This window comes from Andreprevotia sp. IGB-42 (assembly GCF_009848685.1).
GTDB lineage: Bacteria > Pseudomonadota > Gammaproteobacteria > Burkholderiales > Chitinibacteraceae > Andreprevotia.
In genome coordinates this window covers 109,329-134,540 of the sequence record NZ_WXTX01000006.1, presented here as the reverse complement: position 1 = coordinate 134,540, position 25,212 = coordinate 109,329, and the positions used below count along the sequence as shown (strand labels likewise).

Here is a 25,212-nt window from a genome sequence, read left to right as displayed (position 1 = left end):
CAACTGCCGGCATCAGCCGGCAGCCTGCGGTGCATAGGCACGCAAAAACGTATCGACAATGCGCTCGACCTTGCCCTGCTCCTGTGCAGGTAAAGGCGGCTCACCGCCGAACAGCAAGCGGGTGTGATCAAAACCGACCACGACTTCGATCAGGAACTCTGCAGCCTCGGAAGCATCTGCCTTGAGCAGGCGGCCAGCGTCCATTTCATGCGATAGCAAAGAAGCCAGCTGATCGCGGGTACGACAGGGGCCGTTTTCGAGCAACGCATTGGCCAGCTCCGGAAAACGTGGCACCTCGGCAATCAGCGCGCGGTGCGCGCTGATGTTTTCGGCACTCATCACATGCGCGCGAAAACGCAGCGCAAAATCGACCAGCTGTTCACGCAAGGCGCCATCGCGCGCTTCGAGCGTTTCATGCAGATCGGTACACACACGCTGCATCACCGCGCGGAACAGCTCCGTTTTGCTGCCAAAACGGTTGTAAACGGTCTGGCGCGCCACACCCGCACGCTCGGCAACCTTATCGATGCTGGCGCGGAAGCCTTCTTCGCAAAACAGCTGGCTGGCAGCCTCAAGCACGCGATCAACGCTATCGCTGCCTGGTGTTGAACTGGCATTCATACGGATCATCGCCATTTAGACTAGTGCGTCCAGTCTAATTTAGACTGGTCAGTCCAGTCAATCGACATACATTCAACGATGTCTGAGTGATGATACATTCCATGTAATCATAAAGTCAGCATCAAGACCGCATTTGGTGCCCGAAGTTGCTTTACCCCCGGCAAAGCGCATAGAATGCGAGCCTCTGCGGGCGTCGTCTAATGGTAAGACACTAGCTTCCCAAGCTCGGAACACGGGTTCGATTCCCGTCGCCCGCTCCAGATTTGTACACAGCGCCCGATGCCCAGACAGGTTCCGGGCGTTTTGCTTTACATGCAGGCTCTTGATGGATGCCGGGTTGAAGCGCGTTACAGCCCGCTGTAGCCGGTGCAAACGTTGCACTGGCCACCGCCGCATTTTTCCATCACCGCCACAACTTCGGTGACTATATAGAACGATCGTTCTTGATGTCAACGCCATAATGCTGCCGAAATTTAGAGCCCTTCCAAGATGCTACGTGGCGCACATTGCAGCATCCTGTTCTCCACCGATGCGGCCAACACAGCCGATGGCGTGCGCATTCACCTGGCTTTACCTGCTGCGCCTGCGTGTGGCCATGACAATGCCTGCGGTGAACAATGCATATAACATCGTGAATAAACCAAGCAGCTGGGTAAACGTGCCAATCAGATGGTAAGCGTTTGCATGTGCGCACTGCATCGCATTGAAATTCACGCCGCAATACCGGACTGCAGGCGATAACAACACCGCGGCGGCAAGCAACAAGGCAACGCCAAGCGTTTTATGATTTCTGTACCGATATGCAAGGCTGCCGATCAGATAGATAGACGGCATGATGAAAACTGCAGCCAGAAGCAGATAGAGCGGTAATAGCGATATCGCCCACACACACCCTTCGCTATTGCTGCGCTCCGGACATTGCAACATGGCTGGCAACCGCGTGGCCAGACAGGTCGCCGCCATGGCGGGACCGAGCATCCGGAAGTTTCTGAACCGGTACAGCCAATATGCTGCACAAACCGGTGGCATGGCGGCCAGGTAATAAAAGATAACGTCATCGGTTCGCATCAGTTTTGACCTGCCATCTGGTATTGGCGAGAGATATCGCCAACACCGCCAATGATTATCACGAGACCGCCACGCAGACCTGCGCAAATGATACGGAGGTAAATATTGGTAGATACCCGGCAAAACAATGGCCATCCCTATGCCCGTGCAATTTGCCGCGCGACGCATACTGCGCCAGCAGCAAGAATGTTAAGGTCGCTTCTTGCCAGCAGCACCGACTGCTTGCCCAACCATTGATCAAGGCGAAGCAGTGTATGGAACAGTCGCTGGCGGCAGATGTTGCCGCGGTACAGGCGATCGAGGCGGTACCGAAAATCCTGCAGGTGGTCACGCAGAGTACCGGCCTGCGCTTTGCCTGCGTGGCGCGGGTTACCGCGGAATCGTGGACGGCGTGCGCGGTGCTCGATGGCATCGGCCTGGGCCTGCAGGCAGGGGATGGGCTGGAACTCAGCACCACGCTGTGCGACAAGGTGCGCAATACCAATACTGCGGTCATCATCGACAAAGCCAGTGAAGATCCGCTGTACCACAATCACGTCACCCCGAAGATGTACGGCTTCGAGAGCTATATCTCCGTGCCGATCTATCGCAGCGGTGGTGGCTATTTCGGTTCGTTGTGCGCGCTGGATCCGCTACCCGCGCAACTGAACAATGCCAGGACGCTCAGTACCCTGACCCTGTTTGCCGAGCTGATTTCGCTGCAGCTGGAAAGCGAGCAACGGCTGGGCGAAAGCCGCGATGCCTTGCTGAGCGCCCAGGAAAGCGCCGAACTGCGCGAACAGTTCATTGCCGTATTGGGCCATGATCTGCGCACGCCATTGGCGTCCATTCTGGCTGGCGCTGCCGTGTTGCAGAAGAAGGGGCTGGATGAAAAAGCTGCGGCCATTGTCGGCAGCATCCGGCAGAGCGGCCAACGCATTTCCATGCTGATCGATGATGTACTGGATTTTGCCCGCGGCCGGCTGGGCGGCGGCATTGCGCTGCGCACTCGGCAAACAGACACGCTGCGCGATGACCTTGCGCAAGTGGTTTCGGAGCTGCAAAGTGCGTTTCCCGACACCCGCATCGAATGCGAGATGGACATCGCCAGCGGTATCGAATGCGATCCGGTGCGGCTTGCGCAGCTGCTGGCCAATCTGCTGACCAACGCGCTGACACACGGCACACCGGGGCAAACGGTGCAGGTACACGCGATGACGACCGAGGGGGCGTTCGTGCTGGCCGTACGCAACCATGGGCCGACCATCGCGCCAGAGGTACAGCCCCACCTGTTCAAGCCATACCGGCGCGGCGCCAACAAGAACCCGGCTACCGGTTTAGGGCTAGAGTTGTATATCGCCCATGAAATTGCCCGCTCGCACGGTGGCACGCTCGGCGTGCAATCGGCAAATGGCGCAACATCGTTCACCTTCACCCTGCCCACCGGCTGCACGGCTGGCAGTTGTGGCACTGCGCCGGCAGCTTAGCCGCGCAGTATCAGGCCAGCACCGGCACAACGGCATCCCGCGCCACCTGGCGGGGTAGCCGACGCCCCTTCAGCTTCAGCAACAGGTGCGCCCTCTCAGACCGCCAGCCCTTCTGCCTCATCATGCTGCTGCAACGCCCAGAGGCGTGCATACGCGCCATTGGCTTCCAGCAACGCCCGGTGTTCGCCGCGCTCCACCACCTTGCCACCATCGAGCACGATGATTTCATCGGCATCGGCAATGGTCGATAGCCGGTGGGCGATGACCAGCGTGGTGCGGTTGGCGGAAATGGCTTTCAGCTCGGCCTGGATGGCTTTTTCCGTTTTCGAATCCAGCGCGGAGGTCGCCTCATCGAAAATCAGGATGGGCGGGTTCTTCAGCACCGTGCGGGCGATGGCGACGCGTTGTTTTTCACCACCGGAGAGCTTGAGGCCACGCTCGCCCACCATGGTGTCGAAACCCTCCGGCAATTTCTGGATGAACTCATAAATATGCGCGGCCTTGGCGGCCTCGATCACTTCCTCGCGGCTGGAACCCGGTTTGCCGTAGGCGATGTTGTAGTAGATGGTGTCGTTGAACAACACGGTATCCTGCGGCACGATGCCGATATGGCCACGCAGGCTGGTTTGCGTCAGTTCGCGCAGATCGGTGCCATTGATCGTGACATGCCCATCCCACACATCGTAAAAACGATACAGCAGACGCGACAGCGTTGATTTGCCGGCACCGCTCGCACCGACCACGGCGACAGTATGGCCGGCAGGGATGCTCAGGCTGACGCCATCCAGGATCTGCCGGTTGCGGTCATAACCGAAATCGACGTTCTCGAAGCGGATGGCCGCATGTTCGGTCTTCAGTTCCCTGGCGTCGGGCGAATCCTTGACTTCGGTATTCTGGTTGAGCAGCGTGAACATCTTTTCCATGTCCGCCAGCGAATGCTTGATTTCGCGGTACACGAAGCCCAGGAAGTTGAGCGGCGCGTAAAGCTGCAGCAGGAAGGCGTTCACCAGCACCAGATCGCCCAGCGTCATGCGGCCATGCACCACTTCGTTGGCAGCCAGCCACACCAGCGCGGTCACACCCAGCGCGATGATGCCGGCCTGGCCAGCGTTCAGGAACGATAGCGATACCTGGTTCTTGACCGAAGCATCCTCCCAGCTGCGCAGGCTTTTTTCGTAACGTGCCGCTTCCCAGCGTTCGTTGTTGAAGTACTTCACCGTTTCGTAATTGAGCAATGCATCCACGGCTTTGGTATTGGCCTTGGAATCGAGCTCGTTCATTTCACGGCGAAAGCGCATGCGCCATTCGGTAATGCCCAGCGTGAAAGCGATGTAGATGACGATGGTGAAAAAGGTGATCGCAGCAAAATACCAGTCGTACTTTTTCAGCAGGATGGCTGCCACCAGCACGATTTCCACCAACGTGGGCAGGATATTGAACAGCGTGAAATTGAGCAGGAAGGCAATACCCTTGGTACCGCGATCGATATCGCGGCTCATGCCGCCGGTCTGGCGCTCCAGATGGAAGCGCAGGCTGAGCGCATTCAGGTGATCGAACACCTGCAAGGCAATGCGCGTGATGGCGCCCTGCGTGACCTTGGCGAATACCGCATCGCGCAATTCACCGAATACCGATGAGCACAGGCGCAATGCGCCATAGGCCAGCACCAGCGACAGGGGCAGGATCAGCGCAGCCTTGCTGCCATCAAGCGCATCGACGATACCCTTGAGTACCAGCGGCACCGCCACATTGGCAAACTTGGCAAACACCAGCAGGCTGAGTGCCACCACCACCCGCGTCTTGTATTGCCACAGGTAGGGAAGCAGCGAACGGATGGTTTGCCAGTCGTTGCGCGATGCCGGCTTGGCGGGCGTAGGTGTGGTAGCCATGGATCTGCTTGTAGTCAGTGCACAATAGACCGCATATGGGGGCTATCGCCGGTAAAACCAGTGCCTGTGATGCAACTCAATGCAGGATGCGCGGGATGGACAGCACAAACTCGGGAATGTCCGCATCGAACTCGTACCCTTCGGCAGTGCGCATGCGGTAACTGCCACGCATGGTGCCCACCGGCGTTTCCAGCGTGGCACCACTCATGTATTCGAACGACTGGCCAGGTTCCAGTACCGGTTGCTCGCCGATTACGCCCTTGCCGCGCACCTCTTCCACCTTGTTGTCCATGTCGGTGATGATCCAGTGGCGTGAAATCAGCTGCGCCGCCACCTCGCCCTGGTTGATGATGGTGATCTGGTAGGCAAACACGTAACGGTCTTCGTCTTCGTCCGATTGCTCGGGCAGGAAGAAAGACTCGGCAACAACCTTGATGACATAGCGGTCTGGATTGGACATTGCGGGCTTCTGTGGCATGCGGTTGGTGAATTTTAGCTGATTGCCGCCGCATGCCGTGCTGCAATTCCGCTGCCGCACGGTTTATCATCAACGCATGCGCCCAATTTCCCAGCTGTTTGTCATTGCCACGGCCTGCATGGCTGCCTTTTCCGCCGCCACGGCGGCACCTGCCGGCCAGGAACTCAAGGGCATCCAGCGTGCAGTGGGTGACTGGCTTGATGCGCAGCTGGCCAACAGTCAGGGGCTGTCGAGCTACCAGATCGGCCAGATCGATACGCGCCTCAAGCTCGATGCCTGCAATGCGTTCGATATCCAGTTGCCCAATGGCTACCGGCTGGTTGGCAACACCATGGTGCGGGTGCGCTGCGTGGATGGCGCTGCCTGGGGTGTGAACGTGCCGGTCAAGGTATCGATCCAGTCCACTTACTATGTCGCATCGCGGCCGTTGCAGGCCGGCAAGGAAATCGGCCCGGGCGATCTGGTGGCACAACAGGGTGATCTGGCGCTGTTGCCGGGCAGTGTCATCCTCGATCCGACGCAGGCAATGGGGCGCACGCTCAATTCAGCGGTAGCCTCGGGCGGCGTGGTCAGGGCCGAGATGCTGCGTGCCGCCATGGTCATCCAGCAGAACCAGCGGGTAAAAGTGCTGTACCGCGACGGGGGCCTTGAAGTCAGCAACGACGGCACCGCGCTGCAGGCCGCCGCTGAAGGCCAGGTGGTGCGCGTGCGCGTGGGCACCAGCCAGATCGTGCAAGGCATTGCCCGCAGCAATGGCGTGGTAGAGATTACCCCTTAGTTTCAGCGCCGCGCCGCGGCGTTATGCTGGGTACCTGTCGAACCGGAGCCCGCCATGCCCGCGAACCCCGCCCACCCCGTATTCCAGAGCCGCGCCTTCCTGCTCGATCATATCCGCCACACCATGTCGTTTTACGATCCGCGCGTGGTAGACCCGGCCGGCGGCTTTTACCATTTCTTCAAGGACGACGGCACCGTCTACGACGTGCATACCCGTCACTTGGTCTCGAGCACGCGCTTCGTTTTCAACCATGCCATGGCTTATCGCCAGTTTGGCAAGCCACAGTATCTGGATCGCGTGGTGCATGGGCTGAAATACATCCGGGATGTACACCGCAATCCGGTAACTGGCGGCTACGCCTGGCTGCTGCGCGATGGCGCAGTCATCGACGCCACCAATCACTGCTATGGCCTTGCCTTCGTGATGCTGGCATATGCGTGCGGCGTGAAAGCCGGTATCGAAGAAGCGCGTGGCTGGCTAGCCGAAACCTATGACTTGATGGAGCAGCATTTCTGGCTGCCCGAACATGGCGTATACGCCAGCGAAGCCAGCGCCGACTGGGTGCTGACCGATTACCGCGGCCAGAATGACAATATGCACGGCTGCGAAGCGATGCTGGCCGCGTATGAAGCCACTGGCGAGCAGCGCTACCTGGCCCGCGCGCAACTGTTGGCAGCGCACTTTACCCGCCGCCAGGCCGGCTTGACGGGTGGGCAGGTGTGGGAGCATTTCAAGCCGGATTGGCAGCCAGATCTGGCGTACAACAAGGGCGACAAGACCAACATCTTCCGCCCGTGGGGCTTCCAGACCGGCCATCAGACCGAATGGGCAAAGCTGCTGCTGATCCTGCATCGCCATGCGCCGGCAGATTGGCACGTGCAGCGTGCACGGGAATTGTTCGATGCGGCAGTCGGTGCAGGATGGGATCACCAGCACGGCGGGCTGATTTACGGCTACGACCTGGCCGGCCAGCCATATGACAAAGACAAGTATTTCTGGGTACAGGCCGAATCATTCGCCGCCGCCGCCTTGCTGGCCGACGCCACTGGCGACGCCAGCTATTGGATTTGGTACGACCGGATCTGGGCATACAGCTGGCAGCATTTCGTCGATCATCAGCATGGCGCGTGGTTCCGCATTCTCACCCCTGATAACCGCAAGGTGGATGACGAGAAATCCCCGGCCGGCAAGACCGATTACCACACCATGGGTGCCTGCTATGAAGTGCTGAACGTCATCCGCGAATGACCCCGCCGTCTCCCTGCAGAGCCCAGCCAGCACGAACTACGGCCGTTGAAGCGTGTCAAAAAGAGACAGGAGCAAACCCAAACCGCGCCTTCAGCACCTTGCGGAAGCTTGAGTTTCCGCTGCCGGCAAAGCTGCTGGCATACTGGAGGCGTTGCCCACTGATGGCATGGGGATACGCCGCGCGTTCATGGACCAGCTTATTCAAGTGATTACCGTCATCAGCATCCTGTTGCTGGTTTTCCTGTTGTTCTTCCGTGGCAGGCAATCGCCGTTACGCGGCAAGTACACACTGGAGGCCAGGCGAAAATACGGTTTGCTGCTCGACGCATGCGGCGGAGATCGCGCCAAGGTAAAACGCCTGGTTGATCTGGAAATCCAGAATGGCGCAGCGGGATTCGAGGCTGGCGTTTCTGCCGCATTGGCTCACTTCCTGTCGGAAGGTTCGGACTGGCTGGACGCGAACAACGGCTGAGAGTCGCCAACAAAGTCAGCAGGAACGCCGCTGGCCAAGTGTTGTTGGCAGGTGATGGCCGGTGAAGCGTGGCCAATGATGTCTCCCCGTGCAACGCCGCCAGCAGGGTTTTGTAGCAGCCTCAAAGCTGGCTTCGCACTGACAAACCGGCACCCTGCCCTTAGCCGCCCGCCTGTTTTTGCCTGATGGCCAGCAAACCCTGGTTACGCAGCGTTTTGAGCAGGTTCAATTCATCATTGCCGATCTTCAGCGTGCCGGCACGCGGACGGTCTGCGTAGAACATGCCGATCACGCGCTTGTCCAGCACCAGCGGCAATACGATGAAGGTCTGCGCGGGTACCAGCTTGCGGTACCACACCGGCACGCGCTCCTTGATGCTGGCAGCATCGATATCCTCGATCAGGATGTCCGCATTGCGCTGCAGCGCCACCTGGAAAACATCGTTCACCTTGCCGGTTTCCACCACGAAGCCCGGAATGATGTCGTTGATGTCGGTACCGAAACCGAATCGCGCCAGCAGCACGTTCTGCTTGGGGTCGCGCGTGCACAGCAGCACGCGTTCGAAACCGATGCCGCGATACATGGTTTCCAGGATCATGCGCAGCAGGTCGTTCAGCTTGAAAGCGCCTACCAGCGTGTTGGTGATGTCCTGCACGCCAGCGGCCAGCACTGCGGTGGCGGCCGGATTGGTGCCGATTTCCGTTTCCAGCCGCGCACCGTCCAGCGTATCAGGCTCGGTGCCCTCGTCCCCGTTGCTGGCGGCCTTGCCCAGTTTGCGCAGGTTACGGATAAAGCTGCTGCCCTGGTGATCGATGCCCAACGTGGTGAGGTGGGACAGAAACAGGTCGCGGCTGCTTTCCAGCATGCTCACGAACTCCCGTTCGGACATACCGCTGGCACCGCCGTAACGCCTTTCCAGCGCGACCGCGCTCTTGTGCATGATCTTGGGTGTCTGTTCCAGCAGCGGCAGCATTTCCGTGCTCAGGTTAGCGTAGAGACGCAGCCTGTCGTTCTGGTTTTGCGGTGATTTGACCACGCCTTCAGGCAAGGCCTGCATGCTGTTGACGATGCGGTCCGGAAAACCCCAATGGCGGGTGACGCCGATGGCCAGCTCGCCATAATCGAGACCCAGCACGGCAATGGCTGCCTGTTGCTCGGTTGCACCGGCCTGCACGCGCTTGTCGATCTGTACGCTTTCTTCGTGGAAGTAATAAATGGTCAGCAGCTTGCCCAGGTGGCTGAACATGCCGCAGATCAGCGTTTCCTCGATATCTCGCCCGCCCCCCTTGCGACCCAGCTCGCGCGCCAGCAAGCCACCAAAAAAGGCCTTGAGCGTGGCATCACGTAGTGTTTCAGCCTGGCCCTTATTGTGCATGTGCTCGAACAGCAGCAGGGTGATCGCCAGGTTGCGGATGGCATCAAAGCCCAGGATGACGATGGCGCGGGAAATGGTGCTGATGGTGCCGCCAAACTGGCTATAGGTGGCGGAATTGACGATGCGCAGCAGCTTGTTGGTCAGCGAGAAATCGTTCAGCACCACATCGGACAGCACCTGCAGGCGCTCCGCATCGCTCTCGTTGATGCGGTTGATGGCGGTGATGGCCTGCGAAAGCGCGGGGAAGTCCTCTGTGTGCCGCATGCGGCGCAACAGGAAATCGATGGTGCTGTTGCCCGCTCCCGCGGCTTCTTCCACCTTGCCGGCTTGCGTACCCAGCCATTCGCGCAGCGCATCAGCCATGGCGGCAGCATCCGAATAGCGCTCTTTCGGGTCTTTGAACAAGGCCACCATCACCAGGTGATCCAGTTTTTCGTCGATGCCGCTTTTGACCTGTGATGGCGGCACGAAAGGTTCATTGGCCACCCGGTGCAGGATGGCGAACGCCGATTCCCCCTGCGCGGCATTCTGGCCGGTCAATGCAAGATACAGCGTCATGCCGGCGGCAAAAATGTCGGCCTGCCTGTCTACCGGCATGCTGCGCAGCATCTCCGGCGCCATATAGCCTGCCGTACCGGCCATCTTGCTGGCCTCGGCACTGCCACGTACAGCAGCAATGCCGAAATCGGCGATGCGAGGCCGGTCCTGGGCATCAATCATGATGTTCTGCGGCTTGATATCGCGGTGCAGCACGCCCTGCGCATGCGCGTAGGCAAGGCCGTCGAGCACGCCAAGAATCAGCGTGACCGCCTTGACCGGCAGCATTGCGCCATCACGCTTGATACGCTGCGCCAGTGTCTCGCCTTCTACAAACTCGAACACCAGCCAAGGCTGGCTGTCCCCCTGAAATGCGTCATACAAGGTAATGATATTCGGGTGTTGCAGGCGGCTGGAAAGGCGGATTTCATCGCTGTCGAGCGCAGCGGTACCCGGTTTGAGCGCCTTCAGCGCCACCGGCCGATCCAGCTGCAGGTCGTGCCCCAGATAAACCGTTCCTTGTGCGCCCTGGCCCAGCGTTTTCCTGACTTCGAATCGGTTGTTCAGCGTGGTCAATTAAGGGCCTCCATCGACACACTATAGTCGCCTGCATGGCCCGAAGTCAGCAGAAACCTTACTGTATTTTCGCCGGCAGCCCATGCGTGAAAGCCGCCCATAAACAAACAAAATTGCTGGTTGGCAATCATGAAAAAACGGCCACGCAAGCAATGCCTGCAGTGGCCGTCATGGGGCAGGGAGAGAAAACTCAGCCGCGGCGCCAGCTAGTGCCTGCCGCACTGTCTTCCAGCACGATGCCGGCAGCGGTCAGTTCATCGCGGATGCGGTCCGATTCGGCAAAATTTTTGGCCGCACGTGCGGCCTTGCGGCCGGCAATGGCTGCTTCGATACGTTCTGCCGTCCATACACTGTCGCTGACGCCGCCTTGCAGGAACACTTCAGGGTCTTTTTCCAGCAGGCCCAATACGCCGGCCAGTTGCTTGAGGGTGCGGCCCAGTACCGGATCACGGCTCTTGTTCACTTCACCAGCCAGCTCGAACAGGATGGCGACCGCTTCCGACGTGCCGAAATCATCATCCATCGCCGCCTTGAAACGCGCCGCATGGGCACCGTTCCAGTCGATGCCATCGTCCACGGCCAGTTCAAGACCACGTAGCGCGGTGTACAGGCGCGTCAGGCCCTGACGGGCGTCCGCCAGCAGGCTGTCGGCAAAGTTGACCGGGCTGCGGTAGTGGCTGCGCAGGATGAAAAAGCGGATCACTTCGCCTTCGAAATGCTGCAACACATCGCGGATGGTGAAGAAGTTGCCGAGCGACTTGCTCATCTTCTCGCCATCCACCTGGATGAAGCCGTTGTGCATCCAGTAATTCACATACGCATGGTCGTGTGCGCCTTCGGATTGGGCAATCTCATTTTCATGGTGCGGAAACTGCAGGTCTTCACCGCCACCATGGATATCGAAATGGCTGCCCAGATGATGCTCGCTCATCACCGAGCATTCGATATGCCAGCCCGGGCGCCCGGCGCCCCAAGGCGACGGCCACGATGGCTCGCCCGGCTTGGCGGATTTCCACAACACGAAGTCAAGTGGATCAAGCTTGTGCTGATCAATGCCCACGCGCTCGCCTGCGCGCAGGTCATCGAGCGATTTGCCCGACAGCTTGCCGTAGCCGGGGAACGCATGCACCGCGTAGTACACGTCGCCATTGTCCGCCGCATAGGCACGATCCTTGGCGATCAGTTGCCCGATCAGGCTGACCATGCCTGCCACATGCGCGGTAGCACGTGGCTCATGCGTGGGCACCAGCAGATTGAGCGCGGCAAAGTCTTCGTTCATCGCGGTGATGAAACGGCCGGTCAGTGCTTCGATGGGCTCGTTGTTCTCGGCGGCGCGCTTGATGATCTTGTCGTCGATATCGGTGATGTTGCGCACGAAATTCACATCGAACCCGGAAATCTTCAACCAGCGGTAAACCATGTCGAACGCAGTGACCATGCGCGCATGGCCGATGTGACAGTAGTCGTACACGGTGATGCCGCACACATACAGGCGGACTTTGCCGGCGTCGATGGGTTGAAAGACTTCTTTCTTGCGGGAGAGCGTGTTGTGCAGCGTCAGCATCGGGGGCGGTATCTCGATCAATCAAAGGGCGGCCAAAACGCCATTCTAACAGAGCACCCCGCCCTGTTTGTGGCGAGAAAGCAGCAAAACGGGCAGCACCGGCTGCCCGCTCGTCATTGCTACCGACATCAATCAGACGTGCTGATCCGTGGATGGTTTTTCCCACAGATTGATGCCTGCCTCGACCGCGTACTGGTCGATTTCACGCAGCTCGTCCGCGCTGAAGCTGAGGTTCTGCAGTGCTGCCACGTTCTCGCGGATCTGCCCGGCGCTGCTGGCGCCGATCAGTGTGGTGGTGACCGCCGGGTTGCGCAGCACCCAGGCCAGCGCCATCTGCGCCAGGCTCTGGCCACGCCGCTGGGCAATCGCATTCAGCGCGCGTACGCGTGCGATGTTGTCGTCATTCAGATGCGCCTTCTGCAACGATCCGCCACCCGGCTGGTTGATGCGTGCGCTTTCCGGAATGCCGTTCAGGTATTTGTCGGACAGCAGGCCCTGCGCCAGCGCGGTAAAGGTGATGCAGCCTATGCCTTGCTGTTCCAGCGTGCCCAGCAGTTCGCCCTCGATCCAGCGGTTCAGCATGTTGTACGACGGCTGGTGGATCAGCAGCGGCACTTTCCATTCGCGCAGCAACGCGGTCATTTCCAGCGTCTTGCCGGGCGAGTACGACGAAATCCCCACATACAGCGCCTTGCCCTGCTGCACCGCAGTGGCCAGCGCGATGGCGGTTTCTTCCAGCGGGGTATCCGGATCAAAACGGTGCGAATAGAAGATATCGACATAATCGAGCCCCAGCCGCTGCAGGCTCTGATCGAGGCTGGCCAGCACGTATTTGCGCGAGCCACCGCCTTGCCCATACGGGCCCGGCCACATGTCCCAGCCGGCCTTGGTGGAGATGATCAGTTCATCGCGGTACGGTTTGAAGTCTTCCGCCAGGATGCGGCCAAAGTTGCGCTCGGCGCTGCCGAACGGCACGCCATAGTTGTTCGCTAGGTCAAAATGCGTGATGCCCAGATCAAATGCCGTATGCAGCATCTCGCGCTGGCGTGCCAGCGGCACGGTATCGCCGAAGTTGTGCCACAGGCCCAGCGACAGCAGCGGCAACTGCAAACCGCTTTTGCCGCAGAAGCGGTACTGCATGTTTTCGTAACGATCAGGGGCGGCAACGTAGGCCATGGGCGTTCCTCGGGTCGGTTTCGGGCAATGCCGTTACTTTACGCCAGTATGGCCGTGGCGGATTTAAGGTTTAACCAGCATGCCGGTGCAATCTGTGCCGGCGATTTTATCGCAATGAACTTACTTGAAAAAAAACAACCATGAACGAGAGACAGACCACCATGAACGCCCCGCAGAATCCATATTCCCCAACCCGGGTGGACCTGGAAGCCAGCCCACCCGGCGTGCTGCAACTGGCAACACGTGGCACCCGGCTTGGCGCCGCAATCATTGATGGCCTGATCAGCCTGGCATTCGTGTTCCCCTATATGTGGTTCAGCGGCACCTTCGAGGCAGCCATGCGCGGCCAGCAAATGAGCTTTACCAGCGTGCTTGCCATGGGTGGTGCGGGCTTTGCTTTCTTCCTGCTTGTGCACGGTTACCTGCTGTATCGCTCTGGCCAGACCATCGGCAAGAAGCTGCTGAACATCGCCATCGTGACGCTGGAAGGCAACAAGCCCGACTTCCTGCCGCTGGTTGCCAAACGCTACCTGCCCATCCAGCTGGCCAGCATGATTCCTTTCGTCGGCAGCTTCCCGCCGATGATCGACGTGCTGTTCATCTTCCGCGAAGACCGCCGCTGTGTGCACGACCTGATTGCCGGCACCCGCGTCATCAATGCGAGCTGAACAACGCGGAAATCAGCAAAGCAAAAAGGCCGCGTAGCGGCCTTTTTGCTTTGCTTCTTCCTGCTGACAGATCAGGTCTTGGGCAGCGTTACGCCTACCTGGCCCTGGTATTTGCCGCCGCGGTCGCGGTAGCTGGTTTCGCATACATCGTCTTCATCGGCTTCCAGGAACAACACCTGCGCCACACCTTCGTTGGCGTAAATCTTGGCGGGCAATGGCGTGGTGTTGGAAAACTCCAGCGTCACGTAGCCTTCCCATTCCGGTTCGAACGGGGTGACGTTCACGATGATGCCGCAACGCGCATAAGTGGATTTGCCCAGGCAAATGGTCAGCGTGTTGCGCGGGATGCGGAAGTACTCGACGGTGCGGGCCAGTGCGAACGAGTTGGGCGGAATGATGCAGTAGCCCTTGCCGGCAACATCTACAAAGCTGTTCTCATCGAAGTTTTTCGGATCGACGATGGTGGAGTTCAGGTTGGTGAACACCTTGAACTCGTCTGCACAGCGGATATCGTAGCCGTAGCTCGATGTGCCATAAGAGACAATTTTCTGCTCGTTCACGTAACGCACCTGACCGCGCTCGAAGGGCTCGATCATGCCGTGTTCCTGCGCCATGCGGCGAATCCAGCGGTCGCTCTTGATACTCATCGTTGTCACACCAATTTCAAAATTTGCTGCGTATTGTAAAGCACCTTGCCGAGTGGCACACATTTGCCGAGAATCAGGTCAAGGGCACATCTTCTGGAGTTACTCACCGCAATGCTCAACCAACCCTGCCCGGCAATCGTGCTGCCGATGACCAGCGGTCAGACTTTCGATCCACAACAGTTGAAAGGCCAAGCCTTCATCCTGTACTTCTACCCCAAAGACAATACCCCTGGCTGTACCACCGAGGGGAATGATTTCCGCATCAGGCATGCAGATTTCGACGCCGCCGCCGTGCGCATCTTCGGTGTGAGCCGCGATGGCGTGAAATCGCACGAAAACTTCAAGACCAAGCAGTGCTTCCCGTTCGAGCTGATCAGCGATCCGGACGAAACGCTGTGCGAAGCATTCGGCGTGATGAAACTGAAAAACATGTACGGCAAGCAGGTACGCGGTATTGAACGCAGTACTTTCGTCATCGACAAGGAGGGCAAGATCGTCAAGGAGTGGCGCGGCGTGAAGGTGCCGGGTCACGTGGATGAAGTCCTGAGCTTTGTACAGACATTGAAGTGAAAGAAGCGGCTATGGCCGCTTTTTTCACGCCGCGAAGATCAGCTCGCGGCTGGTTATCCCGCCCACAACTAGGAGAACGCTCATGGCCGCCCGCAAATCCTCCCGCAAGGAAAGCAAGCTGTTTGTGCTGGATACCAACGTGCTGATGCACGATCCCACCTCGATTTTCCGTTTCGAGGAACACGATCTCTTCCTGCCGATGATGACGCTGGAGGAGCTCGACAACAACAAGAAAGGCATGACCGAAGTGGCCCGCAATGCACGCCAGACCAGCCGCTTCATCGAAGAGCTGATTGCCGGGCGTGAGCTGGATCTGCACGAAGGCGTATCGCTGGAGCAAGCCAGCAAGGGCCAGGCCATCGGCAGCCTGTTCCTGCAGACCGAAGCCATCACCAGCGTGCTGCCGGCCCAGTTGCCGATGGGCAAGGCGGACAACCAGATCCTTGGCGTGCTGCATCACCTGCAGCAAATGCAGCCCAAGCGCGTAGTGATCCTGGTTTCCAAAGACATCAACATGCGCATCAAGGCGCGCGCGATGGGCCTGGCGGCCGAAGACTACTTCAACGACAAGGTGCTGGAAGATACCGATCTTCTTTATACCGGCATCCGGGAAATCGACCTGCCTTTCTGGGAAAAGAACGGCAAGGACATGCAGAGTTGGCAGGAAGGCGGCAAGAGTTACTGGCGGGTGAAGGGGCCTGACTGCCCGGATCTGTACGTCAACCAGATGCTATACCAGGAAGGCGAACCATTTGCAGCGCGGGTGATTTCGGTCGAAGGCAAAACCGCCACATTCGAGAGCCTGAAGGACTACAGCCATGGCAAGAACGCCATCTGGGGGGTGACGGCGCGCAACCGTGAACAGAACTTTGCGCTCAACTTGCTGATGAACCCGGATGTGGATTTCATTTCACTATTGGGGCAGGCCGGCACGGGTAAAACGTTGCTGACCCTGGCGGCCAGCCTGGCGCAAACGCTGGAATCGAAAATCTATACCGAGATCATCATGACCCGCGTAACGGTGCCGGTGGGCGAAGACATCGGTTTCCTGCCTGGTACCGAAGAAGAAAAAATGGCGCCATGGATGGGCGCGCTGGAGGACAACCTGGACGTACTCAACCAGTCAGACGCGGAAGCGGGTGACTGGGGGCGCGCGGCCACGCGTGACCTGATCCGCTCGCGCATCAAGGTAAAATCGCTCAACTTCATGCGTGGCCGCACTTTCCTCAACAAGTTCCTGATCATCGACGAGGCGCAAAACCTCACGCCCAAGCAGATGAAAACGCTGATCACCCGTGCCGGCCCCGGCACCAAGGTGGTGTGCCTGGGCAATATCAGCCAGATCGATACGCCCTACCTCACCGAAGGATCTTCCGGCCTCACCTTCGTGGTGGACCGTTTCAAGGGCTGGGTGCATGGCGGGCATGTCACGCTGCAGCGTGGCGAGCGCTCCCGCCTCGCCGATCACGCGGCGGAGGTGTTGTAATACGCCGATTCCGGCAATGCCGTACAAGGGGCCGCAAGGCCCCTTTTTCTTGCCTTTTCCACCCACCCATGCAGCCTTTTTAACGTGGATCTATCGGGCTAGCCGTCTATCGGAATGACCGGCATGGGCCGCCGCAAGCCGCAGTGATAAATCTCAAATGTAACGGACGGTTAGCGCATTTTGCTCATGCTGGCCCGCAGCTTGCACCGGCATTGCGCCTGCCTGCGGATACCCGCTGCTGCCGTCCTGCTGTACCATCCGCGCAGGGAGAACAGGATGGAAAAAACAGCATGACGGTCATCGCGGTATTCAACCAGAAAGGCGGTGTCGGCAAGACCACGGTCACCGCGAACCTGGCAGCCGCTATGGCGCAGAACGGACAGACACCTTTTGTCATCGATCTGGATCCGCAAGCGCACCTGTCGCATTACTGGGGCTTCTCGCAGCCGCAAAAACCGCGCTACAGCGTGCACGAGTTCTTTCGCGGCGTGCTGCCGCTATCCGATCTGGCGGTATCGCTGGAAAACGGCATCCATTTCGTGCCATCGCACCTGGAGCTTTCCAAGGTGGATGCACAGATCACCCGCCACCGTGATCATATCTGGCGCCTGAAGCTGGGCCTCACCGCAGAAATGCTGGCCGACTCCACGCCGGTCCTGATCGATTGCGGACCCATGCTGGGCGTGCTGAGCTTTGCCGCGCTCCTGGCAGCTGACCTGATCCTGGTGCCGGTGGCACCGGAAATGCTGGCGCTCAACGGCGCGGCCATGACGGAACGCACGCTGCTGGGGCTGGAAAAGCTCGATAGCCGCAAAACACGCCGCTACCTGCTCAATCGCCACACACCCGGCAGCGTGGCATCGGAAACCGTACTCAAGCAGATGCAGCGCCATTTCTACAACGAAGTACTGAAAACGCGCATCCGCTGCAGCGAATCGTTCGAGGCTGCGGTGATCGGCCAAAGCAATGTATTCGATATCGAACCCGATGGCACGGCAGCGCAGGACTTCGGTTTTTTGCTGGATGAACTGGTGGAAAGCGAGCTGGTGCGGCTGAACGACTAGGCCGCGCACTCCCGGCCCCCAAGAAAAAGCCCGGACCCTGCCGGGCTTTTGCATATGCGACCTGCGTCATCAGGCAGGCGCCGTTTCAACCACCACGAAATACTTTTCCACTGCCTCAAGCACTTCGAACTGGCCGGCAAACCCTGCCGGGATCACCGCAGCTTCGCCCGGGCCAATTTCGGTCACACTGCCCGCCGCATCGTGCAGGCGCACCCGGCCGGAAATCACGCTGAAAAATTCATGCTTGTTGGGCGCAAACCGGATGCGCCAACGGCCGGGCTCGCAATGCCAGATGCCGCTGGAAAGTCCATCCGCCGCATAGTGCTCGAAGGTGGTGCGCAGCGGGTTGCCGGCTTCCAGACGGTCTGCCCTTGGCCGGTCGAACGCGGGTTCGACGGTTTGCCGGCCGAAATGGACAATGGCGGGAGCAACGCCGGCCATGTCAGGACTCCAGGTCCGACGACCAGCCTTCCGGGCGGATCAGCGCGTTGTTGAAGCGCGAATACATGCCCTGGAAGCTGAGCGGCACCTTGCCCACCGGGCCGTTCCGGTGTTTGCCGATGATGCACTCGGCCAGACCCTTCATGTTCGTATCCGGGTTGTAGTACTCATCGCGATACATGAACATGATGATGTCGGCATCCTGCTCGATGGCGCCGGATTCACGCAGGTCGGACATCATCGGGCGCTTGTCGGTACGCTGTTCCACCTGGCGGGACAGCTGCGACAACGCAATGATCGGCACCTGCAGCTCCTTGGCCAGCGCCTTGAGCGAGCGGGAAATCTCGCTCACCTCGGATGCACGGTTCTGGTCCTTGCCACCAGCGCGGCCTGCCATCAACTGGATGTAGTCGATCACGATCAGGCCCAGTTGCCCGCCCACCTGGCGGGCCAGCCGGCGTGCCTTGGTGCGCAGGTCCAGTGCGGTCAGTGCACCGGTTTCCTCGATGAAGATCGGCGCTTCAGACAATTTACCCACGGCATGCGTCAGACGCATCCAGTCTTCGTCTTCAAAGCGGCCGGTTTTCAGCTTGTGCATGTCGATCTTGCCGATCGAACCCACCATCCGCATGCCCAACTGGGCGGCGCCCATTTCCATCGAGAAAATCGCCACCGGCAGGTGCAGCTCGCACCCCACATGCTCGGCAATATTGACCGAAAACGCCGTCTTGCCCATCGATGGGCGGCCAGCCACGATGATCAGGTCACCTTTCTGCAGGCCGGATGTCATCTTGTCCAGATCGATGAAGCCGGTGGCCACGCCGGTCACTTCCGACGGATTGTCCTGCTTGTACAGGTAATCGATGCGCTCGACGATTTCCTTCAGGATCGGGGGCATGGAGATAAAGCCCTGCTTGCCCTTGGCCGATTGCTCGGCAATCTGGAAGACCTTGGATTCGGCTTCGTCGAGCAGCTCTGCCGGTTCGCGCCCGTTCGGGTTGTATGCGGCGTCGGCAATATCGGTGCCGACGCTCGCCAGCTGGCGCATCACCGATTTCTCGCGGACGATTTCCGCGTAGCGGCGGATATTGGCCGCCGATGGCGTGTTGGCCGCCAGCATGCCCAGATAGGCCAAGCCGCCCACGTAGGCCAGTTCGTTGGCATTATCCAGCGATTCGGCCACGGTGATCACGTCGGCCGGGCGGTTATGTTCGATCAGCTTGGCAATGTGCTGCCAGATGCGCCGATGGTCATCGCGGTAGAAATCCTGCTCGAACAGCACGTCGGCAACACGGTCGAATGCGCTGTTTTCCAGCAGCAGGCCACCCAGCACCGACTGCTCGGCTTCAACCGAGTGCGGCGGCAGGCGCAGGGACGCAAGTTGCGCCATATCATCAGCGGCGATAGGATGCTCCGTCATTTTCCGAACTGGCTTTGTATCAGGGAAGGCGCTCATTCTAGCGGTTTTTCCCTGGCGAGGTCCCCTTGCCTATCCCATGCAGTCCATCCGCAAGACCGTGCTGGTCACCCATTCCGCCGAACGCATGATGACCTTGGTCGATCGTGTCGAGGACTATCCCAAGTTCCTGCCATGGTGTGGTGGCGTGGAGATTCACGAGCGCACTGCAGACACGCTGGAAGCCACCGTGCGCATCGATTTCCTCAAGGTGAAATCGTACTTCCGCACGCGCAATACCAACAGCGAGAACCGCATCGACATGCGGCTGGTTGCCGGCCCGTTCCAGCATTTCGAAGGCACATGGCGCTTCACGCCATTGATGGATGACGCGTGCAAGGTGGAGTTCGACCTCGATTACCAGTTCCAGAGCCGCGCATTCGAAGCATTGATCGGCCCGGTATTCGGCAAAATTACCAATACCTTTGTCGATTGTTTCATCAAGGAAGCGGACCGTCGTCATGGCTGATGCACTAACAGCCGGCATCCCGCCCGGAGTCATCCAGATCGAAGTGGTCTACGCCACGCCAGCCCGCCAGCAGCTGGTTGCATTGGTGCTGCCGGTACCTGCCACGGCAGGCGCCGCTATCGACGCCTCGGGCCTGCTGGCGCAATACCCGGATATCGATCTGCAACGCAACCGCATCGGCATTTTCGGCAAGGTTGCGCAGCCCGGCACCCCGCTGCGGGACGGGGACCGGGTGGAAATCTACCGGCCGCTGATCGCCGACCCCAAGGAAGTACGCCGAGCGAGGGTGGCCGAAGGCAAGACCATGGGCGCTGGCCGCGAAGCCGCTGCAGTGGATGCTGCCGGCAAGGATGCGGACAATAAAAAACCGGCCTGAGCCGGTTTTCCACGAGGGGCAAAACAGCGCTGGCGCTTATTCGCAATTGTCTTCAATGCGCTTCTGGGCGGCAGCGATTTCTTCCTTTTTCTTCTCGGCAGGCAGGAATTCGGTCACGCCCTTTTCGTTGGTCATGCGCATCTGTGTCGCCCCTTGCAGGAAGCGCAGGCGAATTTGAGCCTCCTGGCATGCTTGCGGGTTCACTTTTTTGGGTGCGGACGCTGTCTCGGCCGCAGCGCTGGATGCCGTCGCGGTGCTGACAGGGTTGACCTTGGTACCAGGCATTGCACTGACCGGCTGATCCTTGGTCTTGACGACCGTGGCCTTGCCCTTGACGGCGGCCGGCGGCGGCTGATCCGAGTACTGCCAGTTGCCGCTGGCATCCTTCCATTTGTAAATTTCGGCGCTTGCTGCTGCGGAAACCAGCAGCAAAGCAAGGACATAGATCCGTTTCATGACGACTTCCATTAGGGTTATGCCTGCCAATCTAGGCAATCACGCGGTTCACGGCAAGCATGGCACCGTTATCGACGGTAAAATGGCGGCATGACCGCCACACCCGCTGCACTCGCCTGCTTTCATTGCGGTGAGCCCGTACCCGGCGCTGCAGCCTTCCCCATCCGCTATCGGCAGCTCGAGCACGCCACCTGCTGTGCCGGCTGCCAGGCCGTGGCGCAAAGCATCATCGATGCCGGGCTGGATGCCTATTACCGGCAGCGGCAACAACCCGCCGACCGCGCCGAAGCCATGCCGGATGAATTGCAGCAACAACTGCAACTCTACGACGATCACCGGCTGCAGCAAAGCTTTGTCCACATGGATAGCCCCACCAGCCGTGAAGCAGCCTTGCTGATTGAAGGCATCAATTGCGCTGCCTGCGTGTGGCTGAACGAGCGGCAAATCAGCCGGCTGCCGGGTGTGCTGGGCGTATCGATCAACTACACCACGCACCGCGCCCGCGTGCGCTGGGATGAAACGCGCATCCAGTTGTCCGCCATCCTGGCCGCCATCGCCGCCATCGGTTACCGCGCACAGCCCTACGATCAGGCTCGCCAGGAGCTGGCGCAACAGCAGGCGCGCAAGTCGGCCATGCTGCGGCTGTGGGTGGCAGGCCTGTCGATGATGCAGGTGATGATGTTCGCAGTGCCGGTCTATCTGGCGCCGGCAGGCGAAATCGATGCACAGTGGCTGAGCCTGCTTGAATGGGCCAGCTTCATCATGACGCTGCCGGTGGCGGTGTATTGCAGCTGGCCATTCTACCGTTCAGCCTGGCAGGACCTGCGGCGGGGCCGCACCGGCATGGATTTGCCAGTCAGCATCGGTGTGCTGTCGGCTTTTTTTGCCAGCGTGTACACGCTGCTGACCGGACATGGCGCGATCTACTTCGATTCGGTATCGATGTTCGTGTTTTTGCTGCTGGGCGGCCGTTATCTGGAACAGGGGGCAAGGCAACGCGCCGGCGCCGCGCTGGAGCAACTGGTCAGGCTCACGCCTGCTTTTGCGCACAAGCTGGCAGGCTGGCCGGCCAGCCACACCAGCCAGGAAATTCCAGCCGGGCAATTGCAGGCGGGTGACGTATTGCTGGTGAAGGCTGGCGAAACCTTTGCAGCAGATGCACGTGTACTGGAAGGCATCAGTAGCGCCAACGAAGCACTGCTGACTGGTGAGAGCGCCGCAGTGAACAAGCAAAGCGGCGATATCGTCATCGGCGGCAGCGTGAACGGGCACTCGCCGCTGATCGTGCGTGTAGAGGCCAGCGGTGAATCCACCCGCCTTGCCAGCATCGTGCGCTTGCTCGACCGTGCATTGGCCGAAAAACCCCGACTGGCCGAGCAGGCTGACCGCATTGCCGGCGTGTTCGTAGCCGCATTGCTGCTGGTGGCTGCCGCAGCGTGGTTGTATTGGCACTTTCATGATCCCGCGCATGCGCTACCGATTGCAGTGGCGGTGCTGGTGATTTCCTGCCCGTGTGCGCTGTCTCTGGCTACGCCGGTGGCGTTGACTGCGGCGACTGGGCGCCTGGCGCAACTGGGCCTGCTGGTATCGCGCGGCCATGCGCTGGAGGCCATGGCCGGCCTCACCGATGTGGTGTTCGACAAGACCGGTACACTGACTACCGGCAAACCGCAGCTGGTACAGGTGATGTCGCTGGCGGGCAATGCCGATGACGCGGTCTTGCTGGCTGCTGCGCTCGAGCACGCATCCGAGCACCCGCTGGCGCAGGCGTTCAGGTGCGCCACACCTTACCAGGCCAGCGATATACATGCCCAGCCTGGTGGCGGCCTGAGCGGCAGCATCAACGGTATATGCCATGCCATCGGTCATGCGGATTTCGTTGCACTGCATTGCACCGCCCCCCGGCCGGTGGATGCCGACCCTGCGCTGCTGTACCTGGTGAACGGGCATGCGTGGCTGGCCGCGTTCCGGCTGGAAGACACGCTGCGCGATGACGCGGCCAGCACGGTACGTACACTGCAGCAGATGGGTTTGAACGTGCACCTGCTCAGCGGCGACCGGAATACCAGTGCGGCGGCAGCAGCGCTGCAGGCCGGCATCACCACGGTGCGGGCGCAGGCCACGCCGCAACACAAGCTGGATTATCTGCAGCAGTTGCAAGCCGGCGGTGCGCGCGTGCTGATGGTGGGCGATGGCGTCAACGACGCGCCGGTGCTGGCGGCAGCCGATGTATCCATTGCCATGGGCGGCGGCGTGGATGTCGCGCAGGCCAGTGGCGACGCGGTTTTGCTGGAAAACCGCCTGGCGCGCATTCCGCAGGTGCTGCAGATCGCGGCTTCCACCCGTCGGGTGATCCGCCAAAATCTGGCTTGGGCTCTAGGCTACAACATGATTGCCTTGCCGCTGGCCGTCGCCGGACTGGTTACGCCGTGGCTGGCCAGCCTGGGCATGGCAACGAGTTCGCTGCTGGTGGTGCTCAACGCCTTGCGTCTGGTCAAAGCGGAGGCACGCTAGATGGAAAGTCTGTATTTGCTGATTCCGCTTTCAGTGGTACTTGTGTTCGTGATCGGCATCATATTCTGGTGGTCGGTGCGGGGCGGTCAGTTCGATGACCTCGAAGGGCCGGCTTACCGCATCCTGCACGACGATGACGCACCGCAAAAGGAACGGGCAGATGGGGCCGATATACAAAAAACCCGAGACGCTGACGGCGACGAACGGTAAAATGTGCGCCGAATATCGGTATAGCTTGATTTTTATCAAATGCATGCTTAGCAAGCCGTCATAAATTGACGGCACCATCGGACACCAGCCCCGCAATGGGGCGTCGCAGGCAACAAGTGCGGCACAGGTTCACATTTTTCCGTTTTGGAGATCGATCGGAGTTTTTCTATGGATAACCAAGCCACATACAATTACAAGGTGGTGCGGCAATTTGCTCTCATGACAGTCGTCTGGGGCATTGTCGGCATGCTGCTAGGGGTGCTGATTGCCTCGCAACTGGTCTGGCCCGACCTCAACTTCGGTCCTTATTTCCACTTTGGCCGCCTGCGCGCGCTGCACACCAGCGGCGTGATTTTCGCCTTTGGCGGTTGCGGCCTGATCGCTACGTCCTACTACGTGGTGCAACGTACCTGTAACGTGCGGCTGATCAGCGACAAGCTGGCCGCCTTCACCTTCTGGGGCTATCAGGCTGTCATCGTCGCCTGCGTGATCACCTACCCGCTCGGTATTACCTTCAACAAGGAATACGCCGAGATGGAGTGGCCGATCAAGATCCTGCTCGCCATCGTCTGGGTTGCCTACGCCATCGTGTTCTTCGGCACCATCGCCAAGCGCAAGGTCAAGCACATCTACGTGGCCAACTGGTTCTACGGCGCCTTCATCCTGGCGGTGACGCTGCTGCACGTGGTCAACAGCGCCTTCATCCCGGTCACCATGTGGAAGTCCTATTCCGCCTACGCCGGCGCTGTCGATGCCATGGTGCAATGGTGGTACGGCCACAATGCGGTAGGCTTCTTCCTGACCGCAGGCTTCCTCGGCATGATGTATTACTTCGTGCCCAAGCAGGCGGGCCGCCCGATCTATTCGTACCGGCTGTCCGTGGTGCACTTCTGGGCATTAAGCTTCACCTATATGTGGGCTGGCCCGCACCATCTGCACTACACCGCGCTGCCGGACTGGACCCAGTCACTGGGCATGGTGTTCTCGGTGATCCTGCTGGCGCCAAGCTGGGGCGGCATGATCAACGGCATCATGACGCTGTCTGGCGCGTGGCACAAACTGCGTACCGACCCGATCCTGAAGTTCCTGATCACCGCGCTGTCGTTCTATGGCATGTCAACCTTCGAAGGCCCGATGATGGCCATCAAGACCGTGAACGCACTCAGCCACTACACCGACTGGACCGTGGGCCACGTGCATTCCGGCGCGCTGGGCTGGGTGGCGATGATCACCATCGGCTCGATGTACTACCTGATCCCGCGCCTGTTCAACCGTGACCAGATGCATTCGGTCAAGCTGATCGAAGTGCATTTCTGGATGGCAACGCTGGGTACCGTGCTGTACATCTCCTCGATGTGGATTGCCGGCGTGACGCAAGGCCTGATGTGGCGTGCGGTCAATCCGGACGGCACGCTGACCTATGCGTTCATCGATGCGGTGAAAGCAACGCACCCGTACTACTTCGTCCGCGCCCTCGGCGGCCTGTGCTTCCTCGGCGGCATGGTGCTGATGCTCTACAACGTGCTGCGCACCGTGACGGAAGGCAAGGCGGTCGACGCCCGCATTCCGGCTGTTGCTGCCCACGCCTGAGATCAAACGGAAGAAAA

At 59.8% G+C, this 25,212-nt stretch carries 24 protein-coding genes and 1 tRNA gene; 14 read left to right on the top strand and 11 right to left on the bottom strand.

Annotated elements, in window-relative coordinates:
• Window positions 1–12: 12 nt before the first annotated feature.
• A complete protein-coding gene (locus IGB42_RS11050; protein WP_159671466.1) occupies window positions 13–621 on the bottom strand; it encodes a TetR/AcrR family transcriptional regulator in 609 nt (202 codons plus the stop codon).
• 186 nt (window positions 622–807) lie between these two features.
• Between IGB42_RS11050 and IGB42_RS11045 the strand changes: the two genes are divergently transcribed.
• A tRNA-Gly gene (locus IGB42_RS11045) sits at window positions 808–881 on the top strand.
• Window positions 882–1,191: 310 nt separating this feature from the next.
• Here the strand turns inward: IGB42_RS11045 and IGB42_RS11040 are convergent.
• Entirely contained in the window at window positions 1,192–1,689 is a 498-nt protein-coding gene (locus IGB42_RS11040; RefSeq protein ID WP_159671464.1) for a hypothetical protein, read from the bottom strand.
• A 254-nt stretch (window positions 1,690–1,943) separates the two neighbouring features.
• On the opposite strand from IGB42_RS11040, the gene IGB42_RS11035 reads away from it, so the two are divergent.
• Complete coding sequence (locus tag IGB42_RS11035) at window positions 1,944–3,155, top strand: GAF domain-containing sensor histidine kinase (RefSeq protein WP_159671462.1); 1,212 nt, start codon at window positions 1,944–1,946, stop codon at window positions 3,153–3,155.
• 95 nt (window positions 3,156–3,250) lie between these two features.
• On the opposite strand, the gene IGB42_RS11030 is transcribed toward IGB42_RS11035, so the two are convergent.
• Window positions 3,251–5,044, bottom strand: coding sequence for an ABC transporter ATP-binding protein/permease (locus IGB42_RS11030; RefSeq protein ID WP_159671460.1), 1,794 nt, complete (start codon window positions 5,042–5,044; stop codon window positions 3,251–3,253).
• Between the two features lie 76 nt (window positions 5,045–5,120).
• Window positions 5,121–5,504, bottom strand: coding sequence for a Co2+/Mg2+ efflux protein ApaG (apaG, locus tag IGB42_RS11025; protein ID WP_159671458.1), 384 nt, complete (start codon window positions 5,502–5,504; stop codon window positions 5,121–5,123).
• Window positions 5,505–5,598: 94 nt separating this feature from the next.
• On the opposite strand from apaG, the gene flgA reads away from it, so the two are divergent.
• From flgA to IGB42_RS11010, 3 genes are all read left to right on the top strand, one after another.
• A complete protein-coding gene (gene flgA / locus IGB42_RS11020; RefSeq protein ID WP_159671456.1) occupies window positions 5,599–6,300 on the top strand; it encodes a flagellar basal body P-ring formation chaperone FlgA in 702 nt (233 codons plus the stop codon).
• 54 nt (window positions 6,301–6,354) lie between these two features.
• Window positions 6,355–7,548 carry an AGE family epimerase/isomerase gene (locus tag IGB42_RS11015; RefSeq protein WP_159671454.1) on the top strand — a complete coding sequence of 398 codons (1,194 nt, stop codon included), beginning with the start codon at window positions 6,355–6,357 and terminating at the stop codon, window positions 7,546–7,548.
• Window positions 7,549–7,735: 187 nt separating this feature from the next.
• On the top strand, window positions 7,736–8,020 hold the full coding sequence (locus tag IGB42_RS11010; protein ID WP_159671452.1) for a hypothetical protein: 285 nt from the start codon (window positions 7,736–7,738) through the stop codon (window positions 8,018–8,020).
• Window positions 8,021–8,180: 160 nt separating this feature from the next.
• On the opposite strand, the gene IGB42_RS11005 is transcribed toward IGB42_RS11010, so the two are convergent.
• The 3 genes from IGB42_RS11005 to mgrA all read right to left on the bottom strand — a co-directional run bounded on the left by IGB42_RS11005 (window position 8,181) and on the right by mgrA (window position 13,248).
• On the bottom strand, window positions 8,181–10,508 hold the full coding sequence (locus tag IGB42_RS11005) for a serine/threonine protein kinase (protein ID WP_159671450.1): 2,328 nt from the start codon (window positions 10,506–10,508) through the stop codon (window positions 8,181–8,183).
• A 190-nt stretch (window positions 10,509–10,698) separates the two neighbouring features.
• On the bottom strand, window positions 10,699–12,072 hold the full coding sequence (cysS, locus tag IGB42_RS11000; RefSeq protein ID WP_159671448.1) for a cysteine--tRNA ligase: 1,374 nt from the start codon (window positions 12,070–12,072) through the stop codon (window positions 10,699–10,701).
• Between the two features lie 132 nt (window positions 12,073–12,204).
• Window positions 12,205–13,248 carry an L-glyceraldehyde 3-phosphate reductase gene (gene mgrA, locus IGB42_RS10995; RefSeq protein ID WP_159671446.1) on the bottom strand — a complete coding sequence of 348 codons (1,044 nt, stop codon included), beginning with the start codon at window positions 13,246–13,248 and terminating at the stop codon, window positions 12,205–12,207.
• A 140-nt stretch (window positions 13,249–13,388) separates the two neighbouring features.
• On the opposite strand from mgrA, the gene IGB42_RS10990 reads away from it, so the two are divergent.
• Window positions 13,389–13,916: an RDD family protein gene (locus IGB42_RS10990; RefSeq protein ID WP_159671444.1), complete on the top strand. Its 528-nt coding sequence runs from the start codon at window positions 13,389–13,391 to the stop codon at window positions 13,914–13,916.
• A 71-nt stretch (window positions 13,917–13,987) separates the two neighbouring features.
• Here the strand turns inward: IGB42_RS10990 and dcd are convergent, their stop codons facing one another.
• Entirely contained in the window at window positions 13,988–14,563 is a 576-nt protein-coding gene (gene dcd / locus IGB42_RS10985; protein ID WP_159671442.1) for a dCTP deaminase, read from the bottom strand.
• 111 nt (window positions 14,564–14,674) lie between these two features.
• Here dcd and IGB42_RS10980 point away from each other — a divergent pair, with 111 nt between their 5' ends.
• The 3 genes from IGB42_RS10980 (at window position 14,675) to IGB42_RS10970 (ending at window position 17,683) form a co-directional block, all read left to right on the top strand.
• On the top strand, window positions 14,675–15,133 hold the full coding sequence (locus tag IGB42_RS10980) for a peroxiredoxin (protein ID WP_159671440.1): 459 nt from the start codon (window positions 14,675–14,677) through the stop codon (window positions 15,131–15,133).
• 82 nt (window positions 15,134–15,215) lie between these two features.
• The gene (locus tag IGB42_RS10975) at window positions 15,216–16,619 is read left to right on the top strand and encodes a PhoH family protein (protein WP_159671438.1); all 1,404 of its coding nucleotides are present in this window, start codon (window positions 15,216–15,218) and stop codon (window positions 16,617–16,619) included.
• A 290-nt stretch (window positions 16,620–16,909) separates the two neighbouring features.
• Window positions 16,910–17,683 (top strand): ParA family protein, encoded by a 774-nt coding sequence (locus IGB42_RS10970; protein ID WP_159671436.1) that lies wholly within the window; start codon window positions 16,910–16,912, stop codon window positions 17,681–17,683.
• Window positions 17,684–17,752: 69 nt separating this feature from the next.
• On the opposite strand, the gene IGB42_RS10965 is transcribed toward IGB42_RS10970, so the two are convergent.
• Window positions 17,753–18,124 (bottom strand): cupin domain-containing protein, encoded by a 372-nt coding sequence (locus tag IGB42_RS10965; RefSeq protein WP_159671434.1) that lies wholly within the window; start codon window positions 18,122–18,124, stop codon window positions 17,753–17,755.
• A gap of 1 nt (window position 18,125) precedes the next feature.
• Window positions 18,126–19,544 (bottom strand): replicative DNA helicase, encoded by a 1,419-nt coding sequence (gene dnaB, locus IGB42_RS10960; RefSeq protein ID WP_159671432.1) that lies wholly within the window; start codon window positions 19,542–19,544, stop codon window positions 18,126–18,128.
• A 76-nt stretch (window positions 19,545–19,620) separates the two neighbouring features.
• Here dnaB and IGB42_RS10955 point away from each other — a divergent pair, with 76 nt between their 5' ends.
• Window positions 19,621–20,049: a type II toxin-antitoxin system RatA family toxin gene (locus IGB42_RS10955; RefSeq protein WP_159671430.1), complete on the top strand. Its 429-nt coding sequence runs from the start codon at window positions 19,621–19,623 to the stop codon at window positions 20,047–20,049.
• Window positions 20,042–20,425 (top strand): RnfH family protein, encoded by a 384-nt coding sequence (locus IGB42_RS10950; RefSeq protein WP_159671428.1) that lies wholly within the window; start codon window positions 20,042–20,044, stop codon window positions 20,423–20,425. The genes IGB42_RS10955 and IGB42_RS10950 overlap by 8 nt, the downstream gene beginning before the upstream one ends.
• Window positions 20,426–20,461: 36 nt before the next feature.
• Here IGB42_RS10950 and IGB42_RS10945 read toward each other — a convergent pair whose 3' ends face one another.
• Window positions 20,462–20,911 (bottom strand): DUF4124 domain-containing protein, encoded by a 450-nt coding sequence (locus IGB42_RS10945; protein ID WP_159671426.1) that lies wholly within the window; start codon window positions 20,909–20,911, stop codon window positions 20,462–20,464.
• 60 nt (window positions 20,912–20,971) lie between these two features.
• Here IGB42_RS10945 and IGB42_RS10940 point away from each other — a divergent pair, with 60 nt between their 5' ends.
• The 3 genes from IGB42_RS10940 (at window position 20,972) to ccoN (ending at window position 25,195) form a co-directional block, all read left to right on the top strand.
• Window positions 20,972–23,395: a heavy metal translocating P-type ATPase gene (locus IGB42_RS10940; protein WP_159671424.1), complete on the top strand. Its 2,424-nt coding sequence runs from the start codon at window positions 20,972–20,974 to the stop codon at window positions 23,393–23,395.
• Window positions 23,396–23,605, top strand: a complete 210-nt coding sequence (gene ccoS / locus IGB42_RS10935; RefSeq protein WP_159671422.1) for a cbb3-type cytochrome oxidase assembly protein CcoS — start codon at window positions 23,396–23,398, stop codon at window positions 23,603–23,605. It abuts the gene before it with no gap.
• A 168-nt stretch (window positions 23,606–23,773) separates the two neighbouring features.
• On the top strand, window positions 23,774–25,195 hold the full coding sequence (gene ccoN / locus IGB42_RS10930) for a cytochrome-c oxidase, cbb3-type subunit I (protein ID WP_159671420.1): 1,422 nt from the start codon (window positions 23,774–23,776) through the stop codon (window positions 25,193–25,195).
• Window positions 25,196–25,212: the final 17 nt, after the last annotated feature.